A 25,442-nucleotide genomic window follows, 5' to 3' on the forward strand; every position below is an offset into this window, starting at 1 on the left:
AATTCAAGGCAAAAATCAAAGACGGAGCGAATTTATCAAAATACATAGAAGAAGGAACAATAAAAGTACCAAACAAAGCGAAGTATAAAGTAAATAACAATCCAGAAAAAGACTCAAACACAGTAACGGTGACACCGCCGCCAACAAACCCAGAAATTAAGAAGACGGTAAATGACAAAGAGCACGACCAACTAGGAAATGTAGAAGACGAGTTCACATACAAAATCGAAACGAAAGTACCAAAAAATGCAACAGCATTAAAAATAACAGACGAATTAGAAAAAGTATTAGAATTCAGCGGAGAAGTAAAAGCAACAGTAGATGGCAAAGAAACAAAAGGGGAAATCAAAAAAGAAGGACAAAAACTTACAGTAGAATTAACCCAAGAAGAAATAACAAATAACGCAGAAAAAGAAGTAAAAATCGAATTCAAAGCTAAGATTAAAAAAGATGCGGATTTAAGTTCGTATGTAGACAGTAAAGACGGAAGAACAAAAGTACCGAACAAAGCGAAGTATCAAATAAACAACAATCCGAAAATAGAAAAAGAAACGCCACCAGTAACGGTGACACCGCCACCGACAACACCGGAAATAACTAAGAAAGTAAATGAAAAAGAACACGTAGACTTAAACAAAGTAGACGAAGAATTCACATACAAAATAGAAACAACGGTGCCAGAAAACGCAACAGACTTTGAAATAACAGATACAATAAAAGATGTATTAGAATTTAGAGGAGAAGTTAAGGCGACAGTAGACGGTGAAAAGATAGAAGAAGTAAAAACAGAAGGAAAAAAACTAACAGTAAAACTATCAAGAGAACAAGTAGAACAAAAGGTGGGCAAAGCGGTAGTAGTAGAATTCAAAGCTAAGCTAAAAGAAGGAGTAACGCAAGAGGAACTAAACGCATATCTAACAAAAGAAGAAGTGCGAGTACCAAATACAGCAGAGTATAGAATAAACCTAAGCGATGATCCAAAACTTAGAAAAGAAACGCCACCGGTAACAGTAACACCGCCACCGACAACACCGGAAATAGAAAAAACAGTAAATGACAAACAAGAAGAAACATTAGGAAGCCTAAGTGAAGAGTTTACATACAAAATAAAAACAAAAGTACCATATAACGCAACAAAATTCAAAGTAGAAGACGAAATAAAAGACGTACTAGAATTTAGCGGAGAAGTAAGTGCGACAGTAGACGGAGAAAAAATAACAGACGTAACAAAACAAGGACAAAAACTAGAAGTAAACTTAAGCGAAGAGCAAGTAAAACAAAAAGCAGGAAAAGAAGTCTATGTAGAATTCAAAGCGAAAATAAAAGAGGGAGCGAATTTAACGCAATACATAGAAGAAGGAACAATAAAAGTACCAAACGTAGCGAAATATATAATAAACGACAATCCAAACAATCAAAAAGAATCAAATATAGTGCCGGTAACACCGCCACCAACAACCCCACCAATAGATAAGAAAGTAAATGGAAAAGACAAAGAGATTCTAGGAGAAAGAAATCAAGTAGTAACGTACACAATAGAAACAAAAGTACCAGCGGCGGCAACATACTTTGAAGTAGAAGACACACTAGAAAAAGTGTTAGAATTCACAAGAGGAGAAAAAGCAAAAGCAACACTTGATGGAAAAGAACTACCAGAAAGCCAAGTGGAAATAAGAGGAAAAACAATAAAACTAAAACTAACACAAGAGCAGGTAGTAGAGAAAACAGGAAAAGAAGTAAAACTAGAATTCAAGGCAAACATAGAAGCAGGAGCAGACTTAAGTCCATACATAAAAGAAGGAAAAACAAGTGTACCAAACAAAGCAAGCTATGAAATAAACCACGAACCAAAACTTCGAAAAGAGTCAAATATAGTACCGATAGAACCACCTACAAGACCAACACAACCGCCAATAACAAAAGAAGTAAACGGGAAAGAAAAAGAAGAGTTGGGAAGACTAGACGAAGAATTCACATACACAATAAGAACAACAGTACCGAAGAACGCAACAGAGTTTAAAGTAACAGATGCGTTAGAAAAAGTATTAGAATTCAGAGGAGAAGTAAAAGCAACAGTAGATGGAAAAGAAGTAGGGAAAGAACAAATCCATATAAACGGACAGAACTTAGAAGTAGAACTAACAAGAGAACAAGTTTTACAAAACGGAGAAAAAGAAGTTAAGGTAGAATTCAGGGCGAAAATAAAAGATGGAGCAGATTTAACAAGATACTTAGTAGAAACAAAACCAAGTATACCGAACAAAGCCCAATATATAATAAACAATAACCCAGAATTCATAAAAGACTCAAATATAGTGCCGGTAACACCGCCGACACCAGAGCCACCAAAACCGGGAGAAAAAACAATCAACTCGGAAAACGGAGAAGAACAAGAAACAATAAGACAACTAAAAGTAGGAGAAGAAGTATTCAGATACGACATAAAAGCAAAACTAGAAGAAAATTCATACTACAAACAATTTAGCATAGAAGACAAACTAGAAGAAGTGTTAGAAGCAAGAAAAGCGACAATAAGAATAAGCGGAGAACAAATAGAAGAAGACAAAGAACTAGTAGAGTTAAAAGAGCTAAAAGAAAGAGAAAAAGAAATAGAAACAAAACTAGGACAAACAAAAGCTAACGAAGCAGAAGGGAAGCAAAAAGAGCTAGCAAAAGCAGAAGAGAACTTAAAAGAGCTAAAAGAAGAGCTAGGAAAACAAGAAGAAAAAGAAACAAAAGAAGCAAAAGAGCTAGAAGAGAAGATAGCAGAACTAAAAGCAGGAACAAAAGAGTTAGCAAGCAAAGAAAAAGAAGAACTAGAAAAAGAACTAGAGAAGCTAAAAGAAGAGATAAGAAAAGAAGAAGAGACAGAAAAAGTCAAAGCGATAAGGGAAATAAACAAAGCGTTAAGAAGCCGAAATGAAAAAGGAGAAATTTCGGAAGAAGAAGCAAACAAACTAGGAAAACTAGAAAAAGAAGGAAACAAAGTAAGATATGAGATAACAAATCCACAGATTCTAAGACAATTAGAAGGAAGAGAGATAAGGTTATCGATATATGCGCAGATAAGAAACGGGGCGGACATAAGTAAATATAACCTAAAACGAGTACCGAACAAGGCGACGATAGAATTTGATCACAAGCCAAAAGAAACAAATGAGGTATATGTAGTACCGCCAGTACCACCGGTAACCCCACCAGTGGTGCCACCGAAACCGCCAGTAGTACCACCGACACCGGAAGTGCCAGCTAAGCCAAAAGAAGAACCTAAGAAACCAACAGAGCCGAAGAAAGAATTACCAAAAACAGGAGAAGGGCCAGTAGAAGGAAGATGGATAGGAGTAATAGGATTAGCGATAGTGGGACTAATAGGAAGAAGGAGAAGAAGAGAGAAATAAAGAGAAATAGAAAAAGGGAATAGACCTAGGAAAAAGTTTCAAAGTGAACCCAAGATAAGGAGGAGACTCTGGATCTTGGGTTTTCAGATGGGAGAAAGGGAGAAAGGTAAGGAAGAGGATGAGCTTTTGGAAGAAGTGCGAGGAAGAAATAGATAAGAGTGGGAAAATTCCTACACTTCTACATTAGTTTTTTAATCAATATATAATAAAACAAAAAAGAAAGATTGAATTTTATAACTAATAAAATTCAATCTTTCTTTATTATAATTTATAAAATATAATAATATACTTTAGTTAATTTTAGTTTTTAAAACTTTTATATCTTTTGATTTGTAGAACATTGCATAAAGAATAGTAACGACTACAGTAATTACTGCACAAAGAATATAAATTCCTCTATATGATAATAATCCTTGAACAGTTCCTAATGCATAAGGACCAAAACCAAGACCAAGGTCTAGACCGATAAAATACGTAGAAAGAGCAATTCCTACTTTAGTAGGTTCTACAAGTTTAAGGCATACAGCTTGTCCATTTGACATAAATGTTCCATATCCAAGACCAATTAAAGCTCCCGATAACAATAACATAAAACTGCCATTTGTAAAACTTAACATTAGTAATCCTAGAGTCAAGAATACAAAACTTGGGTACATTACTGCATTTTCACCACGAGCGTCAAAAATTCTTCCAGCAAATGGTCGAGTAGCTGTGATAATTAGAGCGTAGATTACGAAGAAAAATGCACCCGCTGTAGAAAGATTTAAACTATCTGCATAAATTGACAAGAATCCAAGTACACTAGAGTACGCTAACCCTATCAAAAATGCAATAAATGAAATAAATAAAACTTTATATTCAATGAATGTATTTAATGACCAACTATTAAGTAATTCTTTTTGTTTTTTAGACAATTCAATATTTTGAACAGGGAACATAAAGCAAGCTCCAGTAACTATTATTGATAATACGATTGCCAAAATTATGACTGCATTGAATCCAACCATTGGTAAAAGTAACATACCAATAAAAGGTCCGATAGCAGCTGCTAGGCTTGTACTAAGACCATAGTAGTTTATACCTTCACCATTTCGAGATTTTGGGATATATGTTGTAACAATGGCGTTAGCAGCAGTGGAAATAGTACCATAAGCAAATCCATTTAAAAATCGTACAGTATCTAAAATAACGATATTAAAAGAGATTAGGTATGCAGCGGTTGTTATTAAATAAATAAATGCCCCGAAACGAAGTATTTGTCTTCGACCAATAATTTCTAATTTTTTCCCAATATATAATCTGGCAACTAGAGTACCTATAATATAAATACCAGCAGCAAAACCAGCCTGTGATGCGGAGGCACCTAATTCTGCTGTAGCAAATTTAGCGGTAATAACTACAAAACAATAATAAATTAAAAATACAATAAAATTAATTGCAGTTATAGTAATAAAACCTGAGTTAAATAATTTTTCTTTCTGTATACTGTCACTAGATTGAGTATCCATAAAACGTCTCCTTAAATATATTTATTTTTAATTAATACAATATCTATGATACTCCTATGAAAGCAAATTTTCAATACTAAATTTTTCATAAAAAGATAGAAATTCAATTTTATTTTTATGTGTAAAATAAGAAAAATACACAGGCGATTACTTATCATAATAGTGTAAATTAATAGTTGAAATATATATATCATTATAAAAAATAATATGAAAACGAATTACTTTCAAAATTTTCAAAAATTGTTTTTTATTTTCAATATTTAATTTATAAGCAAATAAATTAAATATCTACATTAATATATTTTTAATATTTTCTACATACAATTATTGATGATATCAATAAGAATGAAAGACTATAAAATGATAGATTTATTTTGGGTAATTTTATAGAATAATAAATTGTCAGAATTTTTTAATTTTTTCATAAAAACATATTGACAATAAAAAATACAATTGTTATAATAGAGTCAACAAAAACAAAGATAAGGAGAAAAGGATTTATGAAACTGTATCAAGTTAGTACACTACAACTAAATATTCGTTGGCAAAGCCACTAGATACAGAGTCGATCTTGTTCTTTATACGTAGATACGACTCTTAGAAGTTAGTATCTATGTGGATTATTTGTGATGATTAAACGAGGACCACATAGTAAATAATCTATGTGGTCTTTTATATAATGTTTTTATGGTAGGACCACTAGATATTTAACTAGTGGTCTTTTTATATAGATACTCTTCTAAAATTATAAGTTATTATTAAGAAAATAATTTATTAGATTTAATGGTGGTATAAGATAATTTTGGATAATTTTTTAGAATGAATTTTTTGGATTTTGCAGATAAAAAAAGTAAATAATTTTATTTTCACCATTATATAAAAAATATATTTTAAGGAGATTAAGAAAATGAAAGTAAATAAAATTTTTGTAGCGTTTGCGGTGTTATTAGTTTGTGTTTTAGGTTATGGACTATATGCAAGTAATAAGGGAGAAGATACTAAGAAGGAAGAAGTTAAAGAAGTCAAAGTTGGGGTGCTTCAATTATTAAGTCATCCGGCTTTAGATCAAATTTATAAAGGATTAGAGGAAGGATTAGCAAAAGAAGGCTACGAAGTAGGGAAAAATTTAAAAATTGATTTACAAAATGCTCAAGGTGATCAAAGTAATTTGGCAAGCATGGGACAAAAATTAGTAAGTGATAATAATGATATTTTGGTGGGGATCACAACACCAGCCACGTTATCTTTATCAAATTCTACTAAAGATAAACCTATTATTATGGCAGGTATTACTTATCCAGTAGAAGCAGGACTAATTAAGAGCGAAGATAACCCAGGAAATAATATTACTGGTGTAAGTGATAGAACACCAATAAGACAACAATTAGAGATTATGAAACAAGTTCTTCCTAATATGAAAAAAGTAGGTATTCTTTATACAGCAAGTGAAGATAATTCTGTAAAACAGGCACAGGAAGCAGAGAAATTAGCAAAAGAATTAGGTTTTGAAACAAAAGTGGCAACTGTGGCTAATACTAATGATATTCAACAAGTAACGGAAAATTTGGCTTCGGAAACTGATGCAATATTTGTACCAATTGATAACACGATAGCTAGTGCTATGGCAACAGTAGTAAAAGTTACTGATGCTAAAAAAATTCCAGTGTTTCCATCAGCAGACACAATGGTGGCTGATGGAGGATTATTAGGAATTGGTGTTGATCAGTACCAAATTGGTGTAGAAACTGCTAAAGTTGTTGCTAAAGTATTAAAAGGTGGAGATACAAAAACAATGCCAATAGTTTTAGCTAATGAAGGAGTTATTTACTTAAATGAAGAAAAAGCAAAACAATTAGGAATAGAAATTCCACAAGATATTAAAGAAAAAGCAAAAGTAGTAGATAAAAAATAAGTGTAGAAGTTTGGAATTAAAATAGTTAGTAGTGGATATAAAATAAAAATGATATTAAAATTGTTTATATTAATTTTATATCTACTCTGAACTATAGATTAAGAAATATAAAAATTGAGGTGTAAGATGGATTTAATTATTTCGGCAATATCACAAGGAATGTTGTGGGGAATATTGTCATTAGGATTGTTTATAAGTTTTAGAATTTTAAATATAGCTGATATGACAACAGAAGGAGCATATCCTCTAGGGGCAGCAGTGTGTGTCATTTGTATTCACAATGGCATTAATCCAATATTAGCAACATTGATATCAATATTAGCTGGAATGATCGCAGGTCTTGTAACTGGATTTTTAATTACAATTTGTAAAATACCAAGTTTGCTTGCTGGTATTCTAACTATGACGGCGTTACTTTCTGTAAATTTAAGAATTATGGGAAGACCAAATTTAAGTTTATTAAATAAAGATACTATTTTTAGCAAATTAGAAAATTGGAATTTACCTACACATTATGATACTGTTTTGATAGGTTTTGTTCTTTCAACGATAATTATAGGGGCGATGTCCTTATTTTTCTCAACGGAGTTAGGGCAAGGTTTAATTGCAACTGGTGATAATGAGAAAATGGCAACGGCATTAGGAATTTCAACTAAAACAATGACTATTTTAGGTTTGATGTTAGCTAACGGAATAATTTCATTAGCGGGTGCGATTCTGGCACAGAATAATGGATACTCAGATGTTAATAGTGGTATAGGGGTAATAGTAGTTGCACTTGCTGCTATAATTATAGGAGAGGTAGTTTTTAAAGACGTTAGTTTTACTCAAAGACTTGTGTGTGTAATTTGCGGTGCAATTATTTATCGACTTCTTTTGGTAGGGGTACTAAAATTAAATATAATAGGAGCAAATGATTTTAAATTAGTTTCAGCACTTGTTATCACACTATTCCTAACTTTACCTCAACTTAAGCTGAAATCTACGAAAAAGGATGTGAAATAGATGGCATTTATAGAAATAAAAAATTTAGATAAAACTTTTTTTCCAAATACAAATAGAGAACAACACGCTTTAAAAGATGTTAATTTAAAAATAAATGATGGAGATTTCATTACTATTTTGGGAGGAAATGGAGCGGGGAAATCTACGTTTTTGAATGCTATTGCAGGATCTTTTTCTTTAGATAGCGGAGAAATTTTAATAGATGATGTTAATATAGGAAACATCGTTGAACATAAGCGTGCTGAATTTATAAGTAGGGTGTTCCAAAATCCGTTAGATGGAACGGCACCTCGTATGACAGTTGCACAAAATATGTCTCTTGCACTTCGACGAGGTAAACATCGTGGTTTAAAAAAGGGGACTACAAAAGAAGATAGAAAGTACTTTAAAGAATTGTTAAAAACTTTAGATTTAGGTTTGGAAGATCGATTGGATAGTGAAATGGGATTGCTATCAGGAGGACAGCGTCAAGCAATCGCTCTACTTATGGCAACTATAAACACACCAAAACTGCTATTATTAGATGAACATACAGCAGCACTAGATCCAAAAACTCAGAAGAAAATTATGGAACTAACTCGTGGAAAAATAGAAGAAAAAAAATTAACAACTTTAATGATAACCCACAATATTCAAGATGCTGTTAAATATGGTAACAGAATAATTATTCTGCATAGAGGTGAATTAGTTCGTGATATAAGTCGTGTGGAAAAAGAGAAATTAAACGCCAAACAATTATATGAAATATTATATAGTTTAGAAGAAAGTGAATAGAAAAAAGTCCTTAGGGTATAATCAATATACCCTAAGGACTTTTTTCTATTCTATCTATTATTTTTTAAACAGAATATATTTATAAATTAATAGTAGAGTAAAGGATGTTCTACATAATATGAAGTTTATTTATGAAATAAAAGTAACACGATATATAGCCAGAATATAATTAATGATTTAACATAGTAAGTCTCTTTCGTTTTTTAATAAAAAGATGTGTTATATATTTTTTTGAGATTATGAGTTAGAAAATGATAAATAGTTAGTAATAAAAATTTTTTCATCGTATATTCATTTTTTAGCGGTATAATTTAGTTTACAGTTTGTAAGTTATTAAGTACAATAAAAGAAAATTAGTTTTAGGAGATAATTTTATGAAAATTTTGGTTGTGGAAGATGAAAAAGATTTGAATAGAGTCATAACTAAGCATTTGAAGAAAAATAATTATAGTGTAGATAGTTGTTTTGATGGAGCAGAGGCATTGGATTATGTGGATTATAGCGATTATGATTTGATTATTACTGATATTATGATGCCATATGTTGATGGTTATGAGTTTATAAAAAAACTACGTGAGGCAAATAATAGTACACCTGTTATAATGCTGACAGCAAAGGATAGTCTCGATGATAAAATTTTAGGTTTAGATAGTGGTGCTGATGATTATATAGTTAAACCTTTTGAGTTTGATGAGCTATTAGCAAGAATTCGTGTTTTAATGCGTAGAAACTATGGTTTAGCAACTAATGTTATAGAAGTAGATGATGTAGTTTTAGATATTTCTAAAAAATTAGTCACACGTGGTGGAAGAATTATAGAACTAACGGGAAAGGAATATGAAGTGTTTGAATATTTAATGAAAAATAAAAATAGTATTATAAGCCGTGATCAACTTCTTACTCATGTTTGGGACTATGATTATGAGGGCGCATCTAATATTGTAGATGTTATTATAAAAAATATTAGGAAAAAATTAGATATAGGTTTAAAAGGGGCAATTATACATACGAAAAGAGGTTTAGGATATTTTGTTAAACAAGATTAAAGAAAATGTATTTTCTATATTTAAAAGAATACCTTTAACATTTAAAATAACTTTATGGTATACGTCATTTATAGTAATATTAATAAGTTCAATAATTATAGGTGGATTCATCGTTAGGGATAGTATTGTAGAAAGTACAGGCAAAAAAGATTTAATAAAAGAAGTAAATAAGATTTCTTTAGGAACAGATAAATTTTCTCCGTATGAAGATGGTGTTACTTTATCGATATATGATAAAGAAGGAAACTTAATAGCGGGCTCAATTCCTAAAAATTTTGAAGTTAAAGATTTTAGCTTAGGTATGGTTAGTGAATATACGGATATCGAAAATAACAAATATATGTACTATGATTTACAAGTTAATTCTGCAAAATTAGGGAATGGAAAATATGTAAGGGGAATAGTCCAGATTTCTAGTGGGAAAATTAATTGGTATATAGTGCTATTAATAACTGTGGGAGGACCTCTTATAATTGCAGTTATTATGTATGGTGGTTACAGAATTATTCGTAATTCGCTAAGACCTGTTAGAGAGATGACTCAAGCGGCAGAAGAAATTTCTAAAAGTGCTGATCTTAGTAAGAGAATAGCAGTGTCTGGTGGGGATGATGAAGTCCATAGACTCTCAATAGTATTTAACGAGATGTTGGAAACATTAGAAAACTCTTCTAAGAGAGAAAAACAATTTAGTTCAGATGTTTCACATGAGCTTAGGACACCAATATCAGTAATCATGTCAGAAAGTGAGTATGGTAAAAAGTATATAGATTCTGTTGAAGAAGCTAGGGAGTCATTTGAGGTCATAGAACGTCAAAGTAAAAGAATGAACACAGTAATAAATCAAATATTAGAAATAGCAAGACTAGATAGTAATGTAGCAATAGCAAAAGAAAATTTTTCATTTTCTACTAAACTAAAGAAAAATCTTGAGGATTATAAAAAGCTATTTGAAAGTAAAGGGATAAATTTAATTATTAATATAGAAGATGATATTTCAATATTTGGTAATGAGGTTTTAATAATGCGCTTAGTAGATAATTTATTGTCGAATGCTTTGAAATATTCAAATTCGGAAATATCTATAACATTAGCAAAGAGGAATAGTATTATTTTAGAAGTAAAAGATGATGGAGTAGGAATCAGTGATGAAGAGAAACAAAATATTTGGAATAGATTCTATAAAATAGATAAATCAAGAACAACAATACAAGATAATTCGTCTGGATTAGGTCTAGCTATTTCAAAAAAAATAGTGGAACTTCATAATGGGAAAATAGCGATTTTGGATAATAAACCTAAAGGAGCAAAATTTGTAATAAATTTTTAGTTGTATTACTTTCACATAATTTTTATTATTAATTATATTTTATTATGTAGAATTTTTAAATATTAATTAGCGAAGAAAATACGAAAATAAAATAAGTTGTTCATTTTATATTCATGAAATTAATATAAAATAAAATTACCAAGTATAAAAGATTGTACTTGTAAAGCTAGATTATAATAAAAATATAAAAAATGAGAGGTAAGAAAAATGACAAATAAAATTGATGATAACAAAATTGAAACTTTAGACGGAAATTATGTAGAAAATGTAAATAATTCGGAAAATATGAAGTATGCAAACAATCAGGAGATAAAAAAACAAAAAAGAAATTTTTTAAAACCTTTTGTTATTGGAGCATTGGCAATTGTAGTAACTAGTGGAGTAGGAGTATATGCTTATGATAAATATGAAAAAAGTCAACGAGCAAAAATTCAAGATGCTTATTCCAAAGTTAAAATGAATGTGGGGACACAAAATAATTCAGAAAATAAAGATGAAAATAATAGTCAGACAGAAGATGTTAAGGCAAATCAAGAGACAACAACTAATGTAAAAGGTGCGGATAATGTAGAAAATCAAAGCCAAAATATTAAATCTCAAGCAGAAATTCGTCAAATAGTGGCACAAGCGATTTCAACACCAGAATCTAACATAAGATTCGATAAACTTCGTACAGAATATGAAGACGACTATGCATATAAAAACAATGGAAGAGCATTGTTAATTTATGATGTAGAAGTTAGAGCAAATGGTTTAGAGTACGATATTGAGATAGATGCGATTACAGGAAAAGTTTTGAAGGTTGAAATAGATAACTAATAAATAAGAAGTGATTTTAGATAAAAACTCTAAAATCACTTCTTATTGTTATAAATGATATATCCGACAAAAATTGCAACTATAAGATAAAGTGTGAAATTTGGATTTGTAAGATAAAAAATCATAGCACGATTTGATACTCTCATTAATATTCCTTGAATAATAGAAGGAGCAAATAGAATAACTAAGAAATGATAATTACGTATGTTTCTTGCGAAAAATAGCAATAATCCTAAAATAACAATCAGTAAAATAATAGCTAGATATTTGTTAATAATTATATTAAATCTCACTGGGAAACTAAAAGGATTATAATATAATATTAAGGCAAGAAGCATAATTATAATAGTAATAATTCCATTTTTTGTACGCTCATCTAATTTACTTTTATTAGTATATAAAAATATATAACTAAGGTAAAAACCACCAAAGATTAGTAACGCAATAACAAATGCTTCTGCTAAGTTTAAAGTTGCGAATGGATTAACAAGTATAGGTCCAAGGTAAAAAAGTATATAAATAGCTATAGCTATTAAAAAATTTCGTTTAAAAATAGTCATAAATAAATCTCCTATAAAATTATTTTAACAGGCTAGAAATAGCATAACCTAGAAAAGAAAAAATAAAGATTATACCAATTAGCACGGTTACAGTATTATTGAAAATAAAAACAAGAGGTAGAGCGAAAATAATACTTGAAATTGGAACGTATATTTTTCTTTCCAAAAAGAAAGGGATAATAACATTAATTGCAAAAGCAGCACAAATATAAAATAATATCAAAATAAATCCTGCTTTATCGGACGTACCATTGTAAAATTTTAGAAACAATAATGGTATAACATAGTATAAAAAACTAGTTAATGATAATGTAATTAATAAACTTTTATTCTTCATATCAACACTCCAAAAATACTTTTTCATTCATTTTAATATTTTACAATTTATAAGTCTAGTATTTTGAATGAAATTATAAAAAAATATTTTTGAATACGATTAAATTATTTTCAATTATTGCTTGTGAAAATATGTTAATTAGAGTAAAATAGTATGTAATAATAGTAAAAAGGAGAATTATAATTATGTCAAAAGTTCATGTATTTGATCATCCATTGATCCAACATAAATTGTCTTTTATAAGAGATAAGAAAACAGGATCTAAGGATTTTAGACAACTTACAAATGAAGTAGGGTCTCTTATGGCTTATGAAATCACAAGAGATTTACCCTTGGAAGATGTAGAAGTCGAAACTCCTATCCAGAAAACAACTTGTAAAAGATTGGCAGGGAAAAAAGTAGTTTTTGTCCCAATTTTGCGTGCTGGATTAGGAATGGTAGATGGGTTAATGGATTTAATTCCATCTGCAAGAGTAGGACACGTTGGCTTGTATCGTGATCCAGAAACTTTGCAACCTCATGAGTATTTTGTAAAAATACCAAGCAATCCGGAGGAGCGTTTGTTTATAGTAGTAGATCCTATGCTTGCTACCGGAGGATCAGCTATTGCAGCAATAGATTCTTTAAAACAACGTGGAGTAACTGATATTAAATTTATGTGTTTAATAGCAGCTCCTGAAGGAGTAGAAGCATTACATAATGCACATCCTGATGTTGAGATTTTTATAGCTGGATTAGATGAGAAACTTAATGACCACGGATACATCGTACCTGGACTAGGAGATGCTGGAGATAGAATTTTTGGTACTAAGTAAAAAATTAAATTTTTCAATAATTCATATAAATTTTAAGAAATAACTAGAAAATATCTAAAAAAGGTATTATAATATTTATTAGATATTTCTTGATTTTATCATAGTACAGATTTAGAAATATAATAATATCTAATGAAAAGAGGTGAGGGAAATATATGGAAAAGCATACATATCTTATTACCAAATTATTTGGGTATGATATAACAATCAATATCCCCAGTGTAATTACGACATTAATAACAGTTGCTTTGACTTTTGTTTTTGTGATGTTCATAACGAGCAGAATAAGACTAAGACCAGACAGTAAACGTCAAAATATGGCAGAACTACTCGCAGTCTTTGTAGCTGATAATGTTATAAAAGCCAATGTGAGTTGGCGAAAATATGGTAAAGGATTATGGGCGACAGCGCTTACTCTTATTTCTCTAATTGCAGTAGCTAACACTATTGGTGTCTTAATAGAAGTTAGCTATAATGGAGTCGTGTATGTGAATTCGGTAACAGCCGATCCTACATTCACATTCTCACTTGCATTGTTGGTAATTCTATTTACTCATTATGCAGGATTTAAGTATAAGGGTAGTAAACATTATTTGGGGACATATACTTCTGCCGGTATTGGTATAACACCATTTAAAATACTGGAAGAGTTTACTAACCTTTTAACATTATCAATGCGTTTATTTGGTAATATTTATGCAGGAGAAGTTCTTCTAGCATTGTTAGGCTCACTCGCAACAGTAGGGGTATTTGGAGCTATTGCAGGGGTGTCTGGTTTAGTTGTTTGGAAAGGATTCTCTTTATTTATTGGAGTTATCCAAGCATATATTTTTACGATATTATCGTTTACGTACTTATCACATAAAATTAGTGATGAGCACTAAAATAAATATAAAAAATAAGAAATTAATAAATATTTAATATTCAAGGAGGAACATATTATTATGTCAGCATATATTGGAGCAGGAATAGCAGCAGGATTAGCAGCATTAGCAGCAGGGATTGGTAACGGATTTTTATTCGGTAAATTTATGGAGAGTGTTTCTCGCCAACCAGAAGTAGAACCTAGATTAAGATCTAACGCGTTTGTTATGTTCGCACTTGTTGAAGCGGTACCTATCTTAGCAATCGTTGTAGCGTTTATTCTTTCATTCAAATAATTTTTTAGTATTAAGATATGAACTAAGAGTAAAGAAGAACAGGAGCAGTTAAAATATGACAAACTTAGTATTTTTAGCTACAGAACATTCTTCTCATCAAGGTTTCAATTTAGGAAACATGGCTATAAATGTAATAGCAGTGTTAATCCTACTAGTATTACTTAAAAAATTTGCTTGGGATAAACTTATTGATATGTTAGATGAACGTCAAAAACTTGTCGAAGGACAGTTGGATGATGCAGCTAAAAATCAAAAAGAAGCATTGGTATTACTTGAAGAAAATCAAGAAAAATTAAAAAATGCTCAAAAAGAAATTAAGGCTATGATGGAAGATGCTCGTGAACAATCTAAGATTGAAAAACAAGCTATTCTTGATGAAGCACGTACTCAAGCAGAACAATTAAAATTGAATGCACAAAGAGATATCGAAGATGAGAAGAAAAGAGCACTTGAAGAAATCAACAAACAAATTGCTGAATTATCAGTGCTTGTAGCTTCTAAAATTTTAGAAAAAGAACTTGATGAAAGTTCACAAAGTGAATATGTGGATAAAGTCATAAAAGAGGTAGGGGTGAAATAATGAGTAAATCAGTATTAGCTAATAAAATAGGTGATTCTTTATTTGATGTGGCACGTAAGAGTAACTCATTAGAAGAAGTACTTGGCGATTTGAAAGTGGTTGCCAAAGTTATTTCAGAAAATGCCGATTTTATTACTTTGATGAACAACCCTAATATAGAAAAAATAAAAAAAATAGAATTAATAGATTCTTCGTTCATAAATGCAAATAAAAGCGTTGTGAATGTTATAAAAATCTTAGTAAGTAATTTGCAAATTTCTCTAATAAATTTTGTATTAGAAGAATATGAAGATTGTTTCAACAGACATAGCAATAGTGCTATTGTGAAAGTTGAATCTGTTACTAAATTAACAGATATGCAATTAAGTAATTTAAAAGAAAAAATTAAGAGTGATTTGCAACTAGATAAAGTAGAAGTTAGTAATGTAATAGATAAGAGTCTTATCGGTGGTTTGAAAATAACTTATAACAATAAGATTATTGATGCCAGTGTGAAAGCAAGATTGAATAGTATTAAAAATAGAATTTCTAATATCTAGTAGAAGTTGAAACAAGGAGGGACATAAATGGCTATTAGAGCTGAAGAGATTAGTGCATTACTAAAATCACAAATAGAGAATTATCAGTTTGAAGTTAAGTCAACAGATGTCGGAACAGTAATTGAAGTTGGGGACGGTATAGCACGTGTATACGGTCTTAATGAAATAATGAGTGGTGAACTTGTTGAGTTTACAAAAACTGGGGTTATGGGCTTAGCTCAAAACCTTGAAGATACAAACGTTGGGATTGTAATACTTGGTCCAACAACAGACATAAAAGAAGGAGATGAAGTTCGTCGTACTGGACGTGTTATGGACGTTCCAGTGGGTGATGAGTTAATAGGCCGTGTAGTGGATCCTTTAGGACAACCAGTTGATGGACGTGGACCAGTAACTACATCTAAAAGAAGAGCAATTGAATCTCCTGCTGTGGGAGTTATGGGACGTAAGTCAGTATCGGTTCCTTTCCAAACAGGTATTAAGGCGATTGATGCTTTGGTTCCAATTGGACGAGGGCAACGTGAACTTATAATTGGAGATAGACAAACTGGGAAGACTGCAGTAGCTATTGACTCGATTTTAGCACAAAAAGGTCAAGATGTTATTTGTATTTATGTAGCAATAGGTCAAAAAGAATCTACAGTACGTAGTGTTGTTGAAACTCTTAAAGACCATGGTGCGTTAGATTATACTATCGTAGTAACTGCATCAGCATCACAACCAGCACCGCTTTTATATATTGCACCTTATGCAGGAGTTGCAATGGCAGAAGAATTCATGTTCAATGGAAAAGATGTAGTAATAGTGTATGATGATTTATCAAAACAAGCAGCAGCTTATCGTGAGTTATCATTACTATTAAAACGACCACCAGGTCGTGAAGCATATCCAGGGGACGTATTCTATTTACACAGTCGTCTTTTAGAGCGTGCAGCACGTGTTAGTGAAGATTTTGGAGGAGGAAGTATTACTGCTTTACCTTTTGTAGAAACTCAAGCGGGTGATATTTCTGCCTATATTCCAACTAATGTTATTTCTATAACTGATGGACAAATCTTCTTACAATCAGATTTATTCTTCTCTGGTATAAGACCAGCGATTAACGCAGGACTTTCAGTATCTAGGGTAGGAGGATCTGCACAAATTAAAGCGATGAAAAAAGTGTCAGGAACATTGCGTTTAGATTTAGCTTCTTATCGTGAACTGGAAAGTTTTGCCCAATTTGGTTCTGATTTAGATCCAGCTACTCGTGAAAAATTAGAGCGTGGTAAACGTACGGTTGAAGTTTTAAAACAAGATTTGCATAAACCTATTCCAGTAGAAAAACAAGTAATGATACTTTATGCACTTACTCATGGGTATTTAGATGATGTAGAAGTAAATGATATTCATAGATTTGAACAAGAACTTTATGCGTATTTAGATGCACATGAAAATGATGCAATAAAACATATATTAGAAACAAAAGATTTACCAGAAGAAGAAGTAATGAATGGTGTTATTGAAGCATTCAAAAAAACTTTTTCTTAGAATAGATGAGTAGAGAAAAGGTGGTGAATTAATTGGCGTCACTTAGAGATATTAAAAATAAAATCAATTCTACCAAAAAAACTAGTCATATAACTAAAGCGATGGAGATGGTTTCTACCTCAAAACTCCTTAAAGCACAAACTAATACACAAAAATTCAATCCATATGTACGAAAAATGCAAGAAGTTATAGGAACTATTTTTTCAAAAGAAAGTAATGCAAAACATCCTATGCTAGAACGTAGAGATGCTAAGAAAACTCTTTATGTTGTAATCACTAGTGATAGTGGATTGTGCGGTGGTTTTAACGCTAATATTATCAGAAATTTTGTTAATATTGTAAATGAAAGACATAAAACTACAGAGTATGGAATAGTTGCTATAGGAAATTATGGAGCAGAATTTTTCAGGAAAAATGGCTATAATATAATTGATAGTTATAAAGATATACCAGATGAGCCAAGTTTCACACAGGTTAAAGAAATAACTAATAAAGTAGTAGGATATTTCATAGATAAAGAATATGATAAAATTTATCTTCACTATAATCACTTTGTTAGTATGATTCAACAAGTAGTAACAGAAAACCAAGTACTACCTATAGAGGATACAGATCAATTCACAAATTCAGAAAGTGTTGTATCAGGAGCTTATGAATTTGAACCTGGTGAGGCAGCGGTACTAGATGTACTATTACCACAATATGCAGAGAGTATGATTTATGGTAGTATATTAGATAGTAAAGCTAGTGAACATTCTGCAAGAAAAACAGCGATGAAAAATTCGACTGATAATGCGGGAAATATTATTGATACACTTACGATTAAATATAATCGTGCAAGACAAGCTGCAATTACTCAAGAAATCACAGAGATTGTAAGTGGAGCAGCAGCTACAAAATAGTTTATGAGAAAGGAGAAGCTATTAAGTTAGCAAACATCATATGAATAAAGGTTATATTCTCCAAGTTATGGGACCTGTAGTAGATGTTAAATTCGAATCAGGGCATATGCCTAATCTACTGAATGCTCTTGAAGTTTATGTAGACAAAGGCGATGGAAAAAAAGAAAAATTAGTTCTTGAAGTTTCTCTAGAAATTGGTGATAATGTCGTGAGAACTATTGCGATGTCATCAACTGATGGTTTAAATAGAGGAGCAGAAGTAGTTGATACAGGAGCACCGATAACAGTTCCTGTAGGGAATTACACACTAGGGCGTGTATTTAACGTACTAGGAGAAGCGGTTGATAATGGTGAAGAAGCAGGAGATGATGTACAAAAAGAATCTATCCATAAAGAAGCACCAACTTTTGAAGAATTATCAACGCATGTCGAAGTATTAGAAACAGGTATCAAGGTTATTGACCTTCTTGCTCCTTATATCAAAGGTGGTAAAATTGGTCTATTCGGTGGTGCCGGAGTTGGTAAGACAGTTCTTATTCAAGAGCTTATCAATAACGTAGCACAACAACATGGTGGACTATCAGTTTTCACTGGAGTAGGAGAACGTACTCGTGAAGGAAATGACTTGTATTACGAAATGAAAGATTCGGGTGTTATTAATAAAACAGCCATGGTATTTGGACAAATGAATGAGCCGCCGGGAGCACGTATGCGTGTTGCATTAACTGGTTTAACAATGGCGGAATATTTCCGTGATGAAGAAGGGCAAGACGTATTATTATTCATCGATAATATTTTCCGTTTTACACAAGCAGGATCTGAGGTTTCAGCGTTATTAGGACGTATGCCTTCTGCCGTTGGATATCAACCAACACTTGCTACAGAGATGGGGCGTCTTCAAGAGCGTATTACTTCAACTAAAAAAGGTTCTGTTACATCTATCCAAGCGATTTACGTTCCTGCCGATGACTATACTGACCCAGCACCAGCAACAACATTTGCTCACTTAGATGCAACAACTAACCTTGAACGTGCGTTGACAGAAATGGGTATTTATCCGGCTGTTGATCCGCTAGCTTCTACATCAAGAGCATTGGCTCCTGAAATTGTAGGAGAAGAACACTACCAAGTTGCGACTAAAATTCAAAGAACACTTCAAAAATATCGTGAATTACAAGATATTATAGCTATATTAGGTATGGATGAACTTAGTGATGAAGATAAAAAAACTGTTGATAGAGCACGTCGTGTTCAATTCTTCTTATCACAAAACTTCCATGTTGCTGAACAATTTACAGGACAACCTGGTTCTTACGTTCCAGTATCAGAATCAGTAGAAGCATTTAAAGGAATTTTAGATGGTAAGTATGATCATATTCCAGAAGATTGCTTCCGTCTTGTAGGTGGAATTGAAGATGTATTAGAAAAAGCTCGTAATTTAGGAGTAGAAGTATAATACAATAGGAGGATAAAAGATGAATACTTTAAATGTAAGTATTGTTACTCCTAATGGAGAAGCTTATAATGCGAAAGAGGCTTCTATGGTTGTGTTGGATACTCCAGGCGGCCAATTAGGAATAATGGCGAACCATGTTCCTATGGTAGCTTCATTAAAAATTGGGCCATTGAAAGTAGTCTTTCCTGACGGAAGAGAAGAAGCTCTAGCTATAAGCGAAGGATTTGTAGAAACACATAAAAATAAAATAACTGTAATAGTTCAAACTGCAGAGTTGGCAAAAGATATAGATGTTGAACGTGCTAGAAGAGCTAAAAAACGTGCTGAAGAAAGATTAGAAAAAAAGACTAATAGTCTAGATGTTCGTCGTGCAGAGTTAGCACTAGCAAAAGCAATAGCTCGTTTGAAAGTTACAGAAAAATAAATTTTTAAAAAAAGATATGAAATCTTACAGAAAAATTTGACTTCATATCTTTTTATTTTTTAAAGATTATAAGTTAGTAGTGGACAAAAAATAATGGAGAATTGGAAAATTTTTTATTCTAAAGTTTAATACTAATCTTCTGCTAACTTTTTTAATAAAAATTCATCAAAGGCATGTTGAAATATTTTTTTATACTCCAATTTTTTATAATTTATTACTTCTATATCCTTTATAGAATTTATAAGTTTGTTTTGAGAAGTTTTAGGAGTAATTATATCAAGATGTGAGTAGCAGTAATATACTTTAGCAAGAACCTTATTTGAGTAACTGAGTATATCAATTTCTTTTAATTGCTTTAGCATATTTTTTTCTTTGTGGGGATAAGCTCGGATGAATTCTCTTATACTTGAATAGAAGTTTATATCATTATCTGAATTATAAATATTTTCTAAATCACAAAGTGAGACATCAGCAACAAATATTTTTTGAATAGCTTTATTTATTGCTGAACATACGATACTAATTGCTCCTCCTTGTCCAACTCCACATAAGAAAATTGGAGAATTAGGAAACATCTCTTGAGTGATAGATATTACATCAAGACAATCTTGAAAGACATAGTTGTAATATGGTATGGACTGGTAATTATTTAATAGTGGAAAATGCGAACAAGATATGTTATTTTCACTATTACCTGCTTGTCCTCTTATATGGACAGATATAACAGTATATCCCAAAAGACAATATCTACTTAAACTTAGATAATCTTTATTTAAAACTTTGTACTCTGGGAATTCTATAATTACACCTTTGATTTTATCTTTTGGTATTATCATGTCAAATTGAATTTTAGAATTATCTATTGCATAAAAATAAACTTCGTAACAATTTGCACAAGGGTGATTTTTTAAAATTTGTTTTTTTGAATATAAAATATTTCTATTTTTTTCTAATTTCATTTGTATTATTTCTCCATAAAAATTTTGTGTTAGATAGAAATTTAAATTAGACAATTATTGTTCTAATAGAAAACTTAAGACTTCATTTCCAAAAGGTGGAATGTCTTCATGAGAATATTTTTTATACAAGCATAATTTTTTTTCGGAGCTTATATTATTAAAAAGAGCATATTGTGTTTCAACTGGACAGTCTGAATCTAAGGCACTAATTCCAAAAAGTACTTTTGCTGAAATTTTTGGAGCAAAATTTTTACTATCAATAAAGGATAGTTTGTTAAAAAGATTAGAATCTAATTTCCCATCAACATTAAACCACCTTGAGTACAATCTAAGTTCTTCGTATGCTCCGATATCCTTATCAAGATCATAAATTTTTTTAAAATCAGAAAGAAATGGATATAGTGAAATACATTTTTTTATATCTTTATTTAGTGCGGCACAAATTAATGAAAAAGCTCCTCCTTGTGATGCTCCAAAAGAATTTAAATTGTATCTATCAATATCAGGAAAAGTTTGTACAATTTTGACTAAAAGACACATATCAAGAATATTTTTAACATAGATCATATTGCTAATATCATCATCAATACCAGCTATTATGTGCCCAAATGCAGTCGCTCCTTTAACACCGCCGATATCTTCACTAAGTCCACCTTGTCCTCTAAAATCCATAGCAATTATGTCATATCCTAATGAACAGTATGCTGTTTTTTCAAGCCAGTTTCTACTTGAGGCAGGATATCCATGGAAATAAAAAAGGACAGGGATTTTTTTATTTTTGGGAATATTTTTTCTAATTTTTTTATTTTTTAAATATTTGGCATAAATTTTTGCACCGTCAAAGCTTGTAAAGTACAGATCATAATATTCTATATTATCAAAAGTAGAAAATGAAGTTTTAGTAAGATTATAATTTAGTGAAACAGTATTTATAAATTCTATTTTTTTATTCCAAAATTTATTAAACTCATCGTTTTTGTCCATATAAGTTACTCCTTAAAAAATATTTTTAACTAGATTATGTATTTGTGCTTTGTAAATTTATAGTAGCACATAACCTTTAAAAATTCTATAAAACTATATATTATATTTTTTAACTTTTTATTGTATGATATTTTTAAATTATTTTATTAGAAAATTATTAGAATTACTGCAAAATTTTTATCATAATATTTGAAAAAGTTTATTATATATAGTAAAATTATTTATTAATATATCAAGAAAGAGGTTAAATTAAACCATTATGGATCTCAGTATCTTATTTAAAATTTTAATTATAATATTTTTACTAATGGCTTCTGCAATATTTGTTATGTTCGAATTTGCACTTGTGAAGTTAAGACCGACTAGAATAAAAGAATTAGCAGAAACTGGCAATAAAACAGCCAAAATACTGCTAACTATGGTAGAGCAATTAGATCATTATTTATCAGCAACTCAGTTAGGAATTACTATCGTATCATTAGGTCTTGGATGGCTAGGTGAGTCAACTTTTCATGCGTTGTTCAATCCATTATTTGAACTGTTTAATATGAGTTCTACTCTTACGCATACAATTTCATTAGTTTTCTCGTTTGCTTTTATGACACTACTTCATGTTGTATTAGGGGAGTTAGTCCCAAAAACTATTGCGATTCAAGAGGCAGAGAAAACATGTTTTAAAGTAGCATGGCCAATGTATATGTTCGATAAGTTAATGCGTCCATTAGTTTGGTTGTTAAATTCATTAGCAAATCTTATAGCGAAACTTTTTGGAGTTGAACCAGCTTCAGAGCATGATGATATTCATAGTGAACAAGAATTAAGAACAATTATGAAATCATCAAGAGCACATGGTCAAATTAATGATACAGAGTATCGTTATGTTGAGAGAGTTTTTGAGTTTGATAACAAAATTGCTAAAGAAATTATGACACCAAGGACAGAAGTAGAAGCTATTGATATGAGCGATTCATTAGGAATCATAATGCGTCAATTAAAGCAGGAAGAATATACAAGATATCCAGTTATAGAAGATGGTGATAAAGACCAAATCATAGGTATTTTGAATGTTAAGAAACTTTTGTTTACCGATAAACCATTAGAAACAACAGAAGATTTAACAGAGTATATAACACCAGCGATAAAAGTTTTTGAACATACACCAATTTCTCAAGTGCTTTCGATAATAAAACAAAATCGTGAGCATATGATAGTTATTACCGATGAGTATGGAGGAACTAGTGGTGTTGTAACTCTTGAAGACATTGTAGAAGAAATTACTGGTGAGATTCGTGATGAATTTGACGAAGATGAGCAAAGTTTAATAAAAAAATTAAAGAATGGACATTATCTTGTAGATGGATGGGTACCAATCCAAGATATTAATGCACTCTTCAAAGTCAATCTTCCACATGAAGAAGTGGATACAATAGGTGCTTACGTGTATATGGAAAAATATGAGGCTAAGGTAGGTGCTGTGTATTCAATAGATAAACTTACTTTTGTGGTAAGAAAAGTAGAAGAAAACCAAATAAGAACACTAGAAGTTTGGAAAGAAAAATAAAAATTAGGCTTTAAGCGAGGAATTTAAAAGGAAAATATTGAATTTAATACTTGAGTAAATTACTTTAAGATTTTTCCTGAAAATGTTTAGATAATAAAAAATATAGAAAACTACGATTAGAAAGAAATCGTAGTTTTTTATTTGACAAATTTTGAAATAAATTATGTGATAATTTTAGAAGAATTTTTATTAAGTAGAATGAGATTTTATATTGTTATTACAAAGCGGTGATATAATGAGTTGAAATTTAAAAGTATTGAATTTAGTTTTATATAAAATTTATTTTATGAAAGGAGAAAAAAATGTTTTTGATTAGAACACTTGTATTAAAAATAAAAGAATACTCTAAAAATAATATTCCATTTGTTTATGCAATAGCACTTTTTATTAGTTTAATAATTTGTACAGCGATATATTTTCTTTTAAGAGGAGAATATTTAAATATTGAACTCTTAAAATGGTTATCAACATTTGTTTTGGCAATACCTGCGATAGTAACTTATATTTATGATAAAAAATTTAAAGAAAACGACTATTATTTTAAAGAATTAAAAAATATGATAGAGGTTACTGATAATTACAATAAACAAATTTCTGAAATTGTAGATAATATTAAAGAAAATAATATTACTATTTATGATATTTCAAAATTAAGAAATATTCTAACAGCTTATGAATATATTTCTAGTAATCATGAATTTCAAAATAGGAAGAAATCTATAGAAGAATGTCAAAAAATAAATAAAGGTGCTGTTAATGTAATTAATATGCTAAATTATGAAGGAATATTAGCGGCACTCCACACTGGCAAAACCGAGAGTATCAAATAAAGAAGAAAATATTGAAAATATTGCTAATGATGATAAAATTACGAATTGGGCTAATAAGACAATGGATTTAATTAATCAACTGATAAAAACAATAGTGAAAACTAAAAATGTGAATTTAGAATTTCTTTCTAGTGAGGAGTATGATGTTTTTATTGGTATTGATTTTTCATTAATAAGAAATTTAGAATTAAAAAATAAAAGTTTTATAAGATGTACTTTTAATAGTGATTTTAACTGTGAGAATTTTATAGGGTGCGAATATATTGATTGCAGTATGTTTAATGGCAAAAATTATTATGAATTTTCTAATGAGATAGATGAATATATTTTTTGTGATTATATAGAGGATTACGTGCTTCCTGATGTGAATAAATCTACCAATATTATAGAGATAAAGGAAAAGCTGTTTATAGAATTAAAAGATAAATTAAAAGATAAATTAAAAGATACTTTGGAGGGAGAATCTGAAGACTATATTTTTTATAGTAAAAATTATGAAAAGATTATTGGAAAATGGAAGGGGTGGTTTTCAAGACCTAGAGAAGCAGACAGACAAATCTATATATTTGTAATAAGAGTAAGCGATAATGTTTTTCAAATATTAATCTTTGATTTTAAAAACTACAAAAAACTTATAGAAAGAAAAAAAATAGAAAGTAATAATAAGTACTGGTTTTATTTTATAAAATACATGAAGGATAATATGATTTATGAAACACGTAATCGAGAGAAAATTAAAATAATAACTAGAAAAATCTAAAAGTAAAGAAGTAGTTTAGAAGTCTTAATGGTGAGTTAGAAATAAATAAAACACTTTATAGAATTTCAATAATAAACTTTTATATTTTCAGAATTTTTTAGAACTTTTATGATAATATTTTCAATATTCCATATTTAGTCCATATCAGAGTGATATAATCTTAATAGGGATTTCTTATATAAAACCTCTTTCTTAGGGGTGGAAGGGGATTTATATATGTAAATTTAGAGAATTTATTGGTATAGGGTTATATATC

The 25,442-nt window shown here is 30.3% G+C and carries 24 protein-coding genes; 19 read left to right on the forward strand and 5 right to left on the reverse strand.

Annotated features, from left to right (window positions below):
- On the forward strand, positions 1-3,398 hold a 3,398-nt coding region (locus H612_RS08990; RefSeq protein ID WP_027131067.1), incomplete at its 5' end, for an isopeptide-forming domain-containing fimbrial protein.
- A gap of 290 nt (positions 3,399-3,688) precedes the next feature.
- Here H612_RS08990 and H612_RS0102990 read toward each other — a convergent pair.
- On the reverse strand, positions 3,689-4,906 hold the full coding sequence (locus H612_RS0102990; RefSeq protein WP_027130111.1) for an MFS transporter: 1,218 nt from the start codon (positions 4,904-4,906) through the stop codon (positions 3,689-3,691).
- 907 nt (positions 4,907-5,813) lie between these two features.
- Here H612_RS0102990 and trpX point away from each other — a divergent pair.
- From trpX to H612_RS0103020, 6 genes are all read left to right on the forward strand, one after another.
- Positions 5,814-6,818 (forward strand): tryptophan ABC transporter substrate-binding protein, encoded by a 1,005-nt coding sequence (gene trpX / locus H612_RS0102995; protein ID WP_027130112.1) that lies wholly within the window; start codon positions 5,814-5,816, stop codon positions 6,816-6,818.
- A 126-nt stretch (positions 6,819-6,944) separates the two neighbouring features.
- On the forward strand, positions 6,945-7,823 hold the full coding sequence (locus H612_RS0103000; RefSeq protein WP_027130113.1) for an ABC transporter permease: 879 nt from the start codon (positions 6,945-6,947) through the stop codon (positions 7,821-7,823).
- Positions 7,824-8,597, forward strand: coding sequence for an ABC transporter ATP-binding protein (locus H612_RS0103005; RefSeq protein ID WP_027130114.1), 774 nt, complete (start codon positions 7,824-7,826; stop codon positions 8,595-8,597). It begins immediately after the preceding gene.
- A gap of 374 nt (positions 8,598-8,971) precedes the next feature.
- Positions 8,972-9,643, forward strand: a complete 672-nt coding sequence (locus tag H612_RS0103010) for a response regulator transcription factor (RefSeq protein ID WP_027130115.1) — start codon at positions 8,972-8,974, stop codon at positions 9,641-9,643.
- The gene (locus tag H612_RS0103015) at positions 9,627-10,970 is read left to right on the forward strand and encodes a HAMP domain-containing sensor histidine kinase (protein ID WP_051210110.1); all 1,344 of its coding nucleotides are present in this window, start codon (positions 9,627-9,629) and stop codon (positions 10,968-10,970) included. The genes H612_RS0103010 and H612_RS0103015 overlap by 17 nt, the downstream gene beginning before the upstream one ends.
- 207 nt (positions 10,971-11,177) lie before the next feature.
- On the forward strand, positions 11,178-11,789 hold the full coding sequence (locus H612_RS0103020) for a PepSY domain-containing protein (protein WP_027130117.1): 612 nt from the start codon (positions 11,178-11,180) through the stop codon (positions 11,787-11,789).
- 35 nt (positions 11,790-11,824) lie between these two features.
- On the opposite strand, the gene H612_RS0103025 is transcribed toward H612_RS0103020, so the two are convergent.
- Entirely contained in the window at positions 11,825-12,349 is a 525-nt protein-coding gene (locus H612_RS0103025; RefSeq protein WP_027130118.1) for a hypothetical protein, read from the reverse strand.
- A 19-nt stretch (positions 12,350-12,368) separates the two neighbouring features.
- Complete coding sequence (locus H612_RS0103030) at positions 12,369-12,686, reverse strand: hypothetical protein (RefSeq protein WP_027130119.1); 318 nt, start codon at positions 12,684-12,686, stop codon at positions 12,369-12,371.
- Positions 12,687-12,871: 185 nt separating this feature from the next.
- Between H612_RS0103030 and upp the strand changes: the two genes are divergently transcribed.
- The 9 genes from upp (at position 12,872) to H612_RS0103075 (ending at position 20,092) form a co-directional block, all read left to right on the forward strand.
- The gene (gene upp, locus H612_RS0103035; protein WP_027130120.1) at positions 12,872-13,501 is read left to right on the forward strand and encodes a uracil phosphoribosyltransferase; all 630 of its coding nucleotides are present in this window, start codon (positions 12,872-12,874) and stop codon (positions 13,499-13,501) included.
- Positions 13,502-13,656: 155 nt separating this feature from the next.
- A complete protein-coding gene (gene atpB / locus H612_RS0103040) occupies positions 13,657-14,385 on the forward strand; it encodes a F0F1 ATP synthase subunit A (protein WP_027130121.1) in 729 nt (242 codons plus the stop codon).
- 60 nt (positions 14,386-14,445) lie between these two features.
- Positions 14,446-14,661 (forward strand): F0F1 ATP synthase subunit C, encoded by a 216-nt coding sequence (gene atpE / locus H612_RS0103045; RefSeq protein WP_027130122.1) that lies wholly within the window; start codon positions 14,446-14,448, stop codon positions 14,659-14,661.
- A 55-nt stretch (positions 14,662-14,716) separates the two neighbouring features.
- The gene (gene atpF / locus H612_RS0103050; protein WP_027130123.1) at positions 14,717-15,241 is read left to right on the forward strand and encodes a F0F1 ATP synthase subunit B; all 525 of its coding nucleotides are present in this window, start codon (positions 14,717-14,719) and stop codon (positions 15,239-15,241) included.
- Complete coding sequence (gene atpH / locus H612_RS0103055; RefSeq protein ID WP_027130124.1) at positions 15,241-15,780, forward strand: ATP synthase F1 subunit delta; 540 nt, start codon at positions 15,241-15,243, stop codon at positions 15,778-15,780. Before atpF ends, atpH begins: the two co-directional genes overlap by 1 nt.
- A gap of 27 nt (positions 15,781-15,807) precedes the next feature.
- The gene (atpA, locus tag H612_RS0103060; protein ID WP_027130125.1) at positions 15,808-17,310 is read left to right on the forward strand and encodes a F0F1 ATP synthase subunit alpha; all 1,503 of its coding nucleotides are present in this window, start codon (positions 15,808-15,810) and stop codon (positions 17,308-17,310) included.
- Between the two features lie 32 nt (positions 17,311-17,342).
- A complete protein-coding gene (atpG, locus tag H612_RS0103065; protein WP_027130126.1) occupies positions 17,343-18,212 on the forward strand; it encodes an ATP synthase F1 subunit gamma in 870 nt (289 codons plus the stop codon).
- A 40-nt stretch (positions 18,213-18,252) separates the two neighbouring features.
- Complete coding sequence (atpD, locus tag H612_RS0103070; RefSeq protein ID WP_027130127.1) at positions 18,253-19,668, forward strand: F0F1 ATP synthase subunit beta; 1,416 nt, start codon at positions 18,253-18,255, stop codon at positions 19,666-19,668.
- 19 nt (positions 19,669-19,687) lie between these two features.
- On the forward strand, positions 19,688-20,092 hold the full coding sequence (locus tag H612_RS0103075) for a F0F1 ATP synthase subunit epsilon (RefSeq protein WP_027130128.1): 405 nt from the start codon (positions 19,688-19,690) through the stop codon (positions 20,090-20,092).
- A 131-nt stretch (positions 20,093-20,223) separates the two neighbouring features.
- On the opposite strand, the gene H612_RS0103080 is transcribed toward H612_RS0103075, so the two are convergent.
- Together H612_RS0103080 and H612_RS08995 are read right to left on the reverse strand one after the other, a co-directional pair.
- On the reverse strand, positions 20,224-21,051 hold the full coding sequence (locus H612_RS0103080; RefSeq protein WP_027130129.1) for an acetylxylan esterase: 828 nt from the start codon (positions 21,049-21,051) through the stop codon (positions 20,224-20,226).
- A gap of 54 nt (positions 21,052-21,105) precedes the next feature.
- Positions 21,106-22,035, reverse strand: coding sequence for an alpha/beta fold hydrolase (locus H612_RS08995; protein WP_035500248.1), 930 nt, complete (start codon positions 22,033-22,035; stop codon positions 21,106-21,108).
- Positions 22,036-22,294: 259 nt separating this feature from the next.
- Between H612_RS08995 and H612_RS0103090 the strand changes: the two genes are divergently transcribed.
- The 3 genes from H612_RS0103090 to H612_RS0103100 all read left to right on the forward strand — a co-directional run bounded on the left by H612_RS0103090 (position 22,295) and on the right by H612_RS0103100 (position 25,186).
- Positions 22,295-23,596, forward strand: a complete 1,302-nt coding sequence (locus tag H612_RS0103090; RefSeq protein ID WP_027130130.1) for a hemolysin family protein — start codon at positions 22,295-22,297, stop codon at positions 23,594-23,596.
- Positions 23,597-23,898: 302 nt separating this feature from the next.
- A complete protein-coding gene (locus H612_RS0103095) occupies positions 23,899-24,426 on the forward strand; it encodes a hypothetical protein (protein ID WP_027130131.1) in 528 nt (175 codons plus the stop codon).
- A gap of 61 nt (positions 24,427-24,487) precedes the next feature.
- Positions 24,488-25,186 (forward strand): hypothetical protein, encoded by a 699-nt coding sequence (locus tag H612_RS0103100; RefSeq protein ID WP_027130132.1) that lies wholly within the window; start codon positions 24,488-24,490, stop codon positions 25,184-25,186.
- The last annotated feature ends 256 nt before the right edge of the window (positions 25,187-25,442 follow it).

The organism is Gemella cuniculi DSM 15828 (assembly GCF_000425665.1).
Taxonomy (GTDB): domain Bacteria; phylum Bacillota; class Bacilli; order Staphylococcales; family Gemellaceae; genus Gemella; species Gemella cuniculi.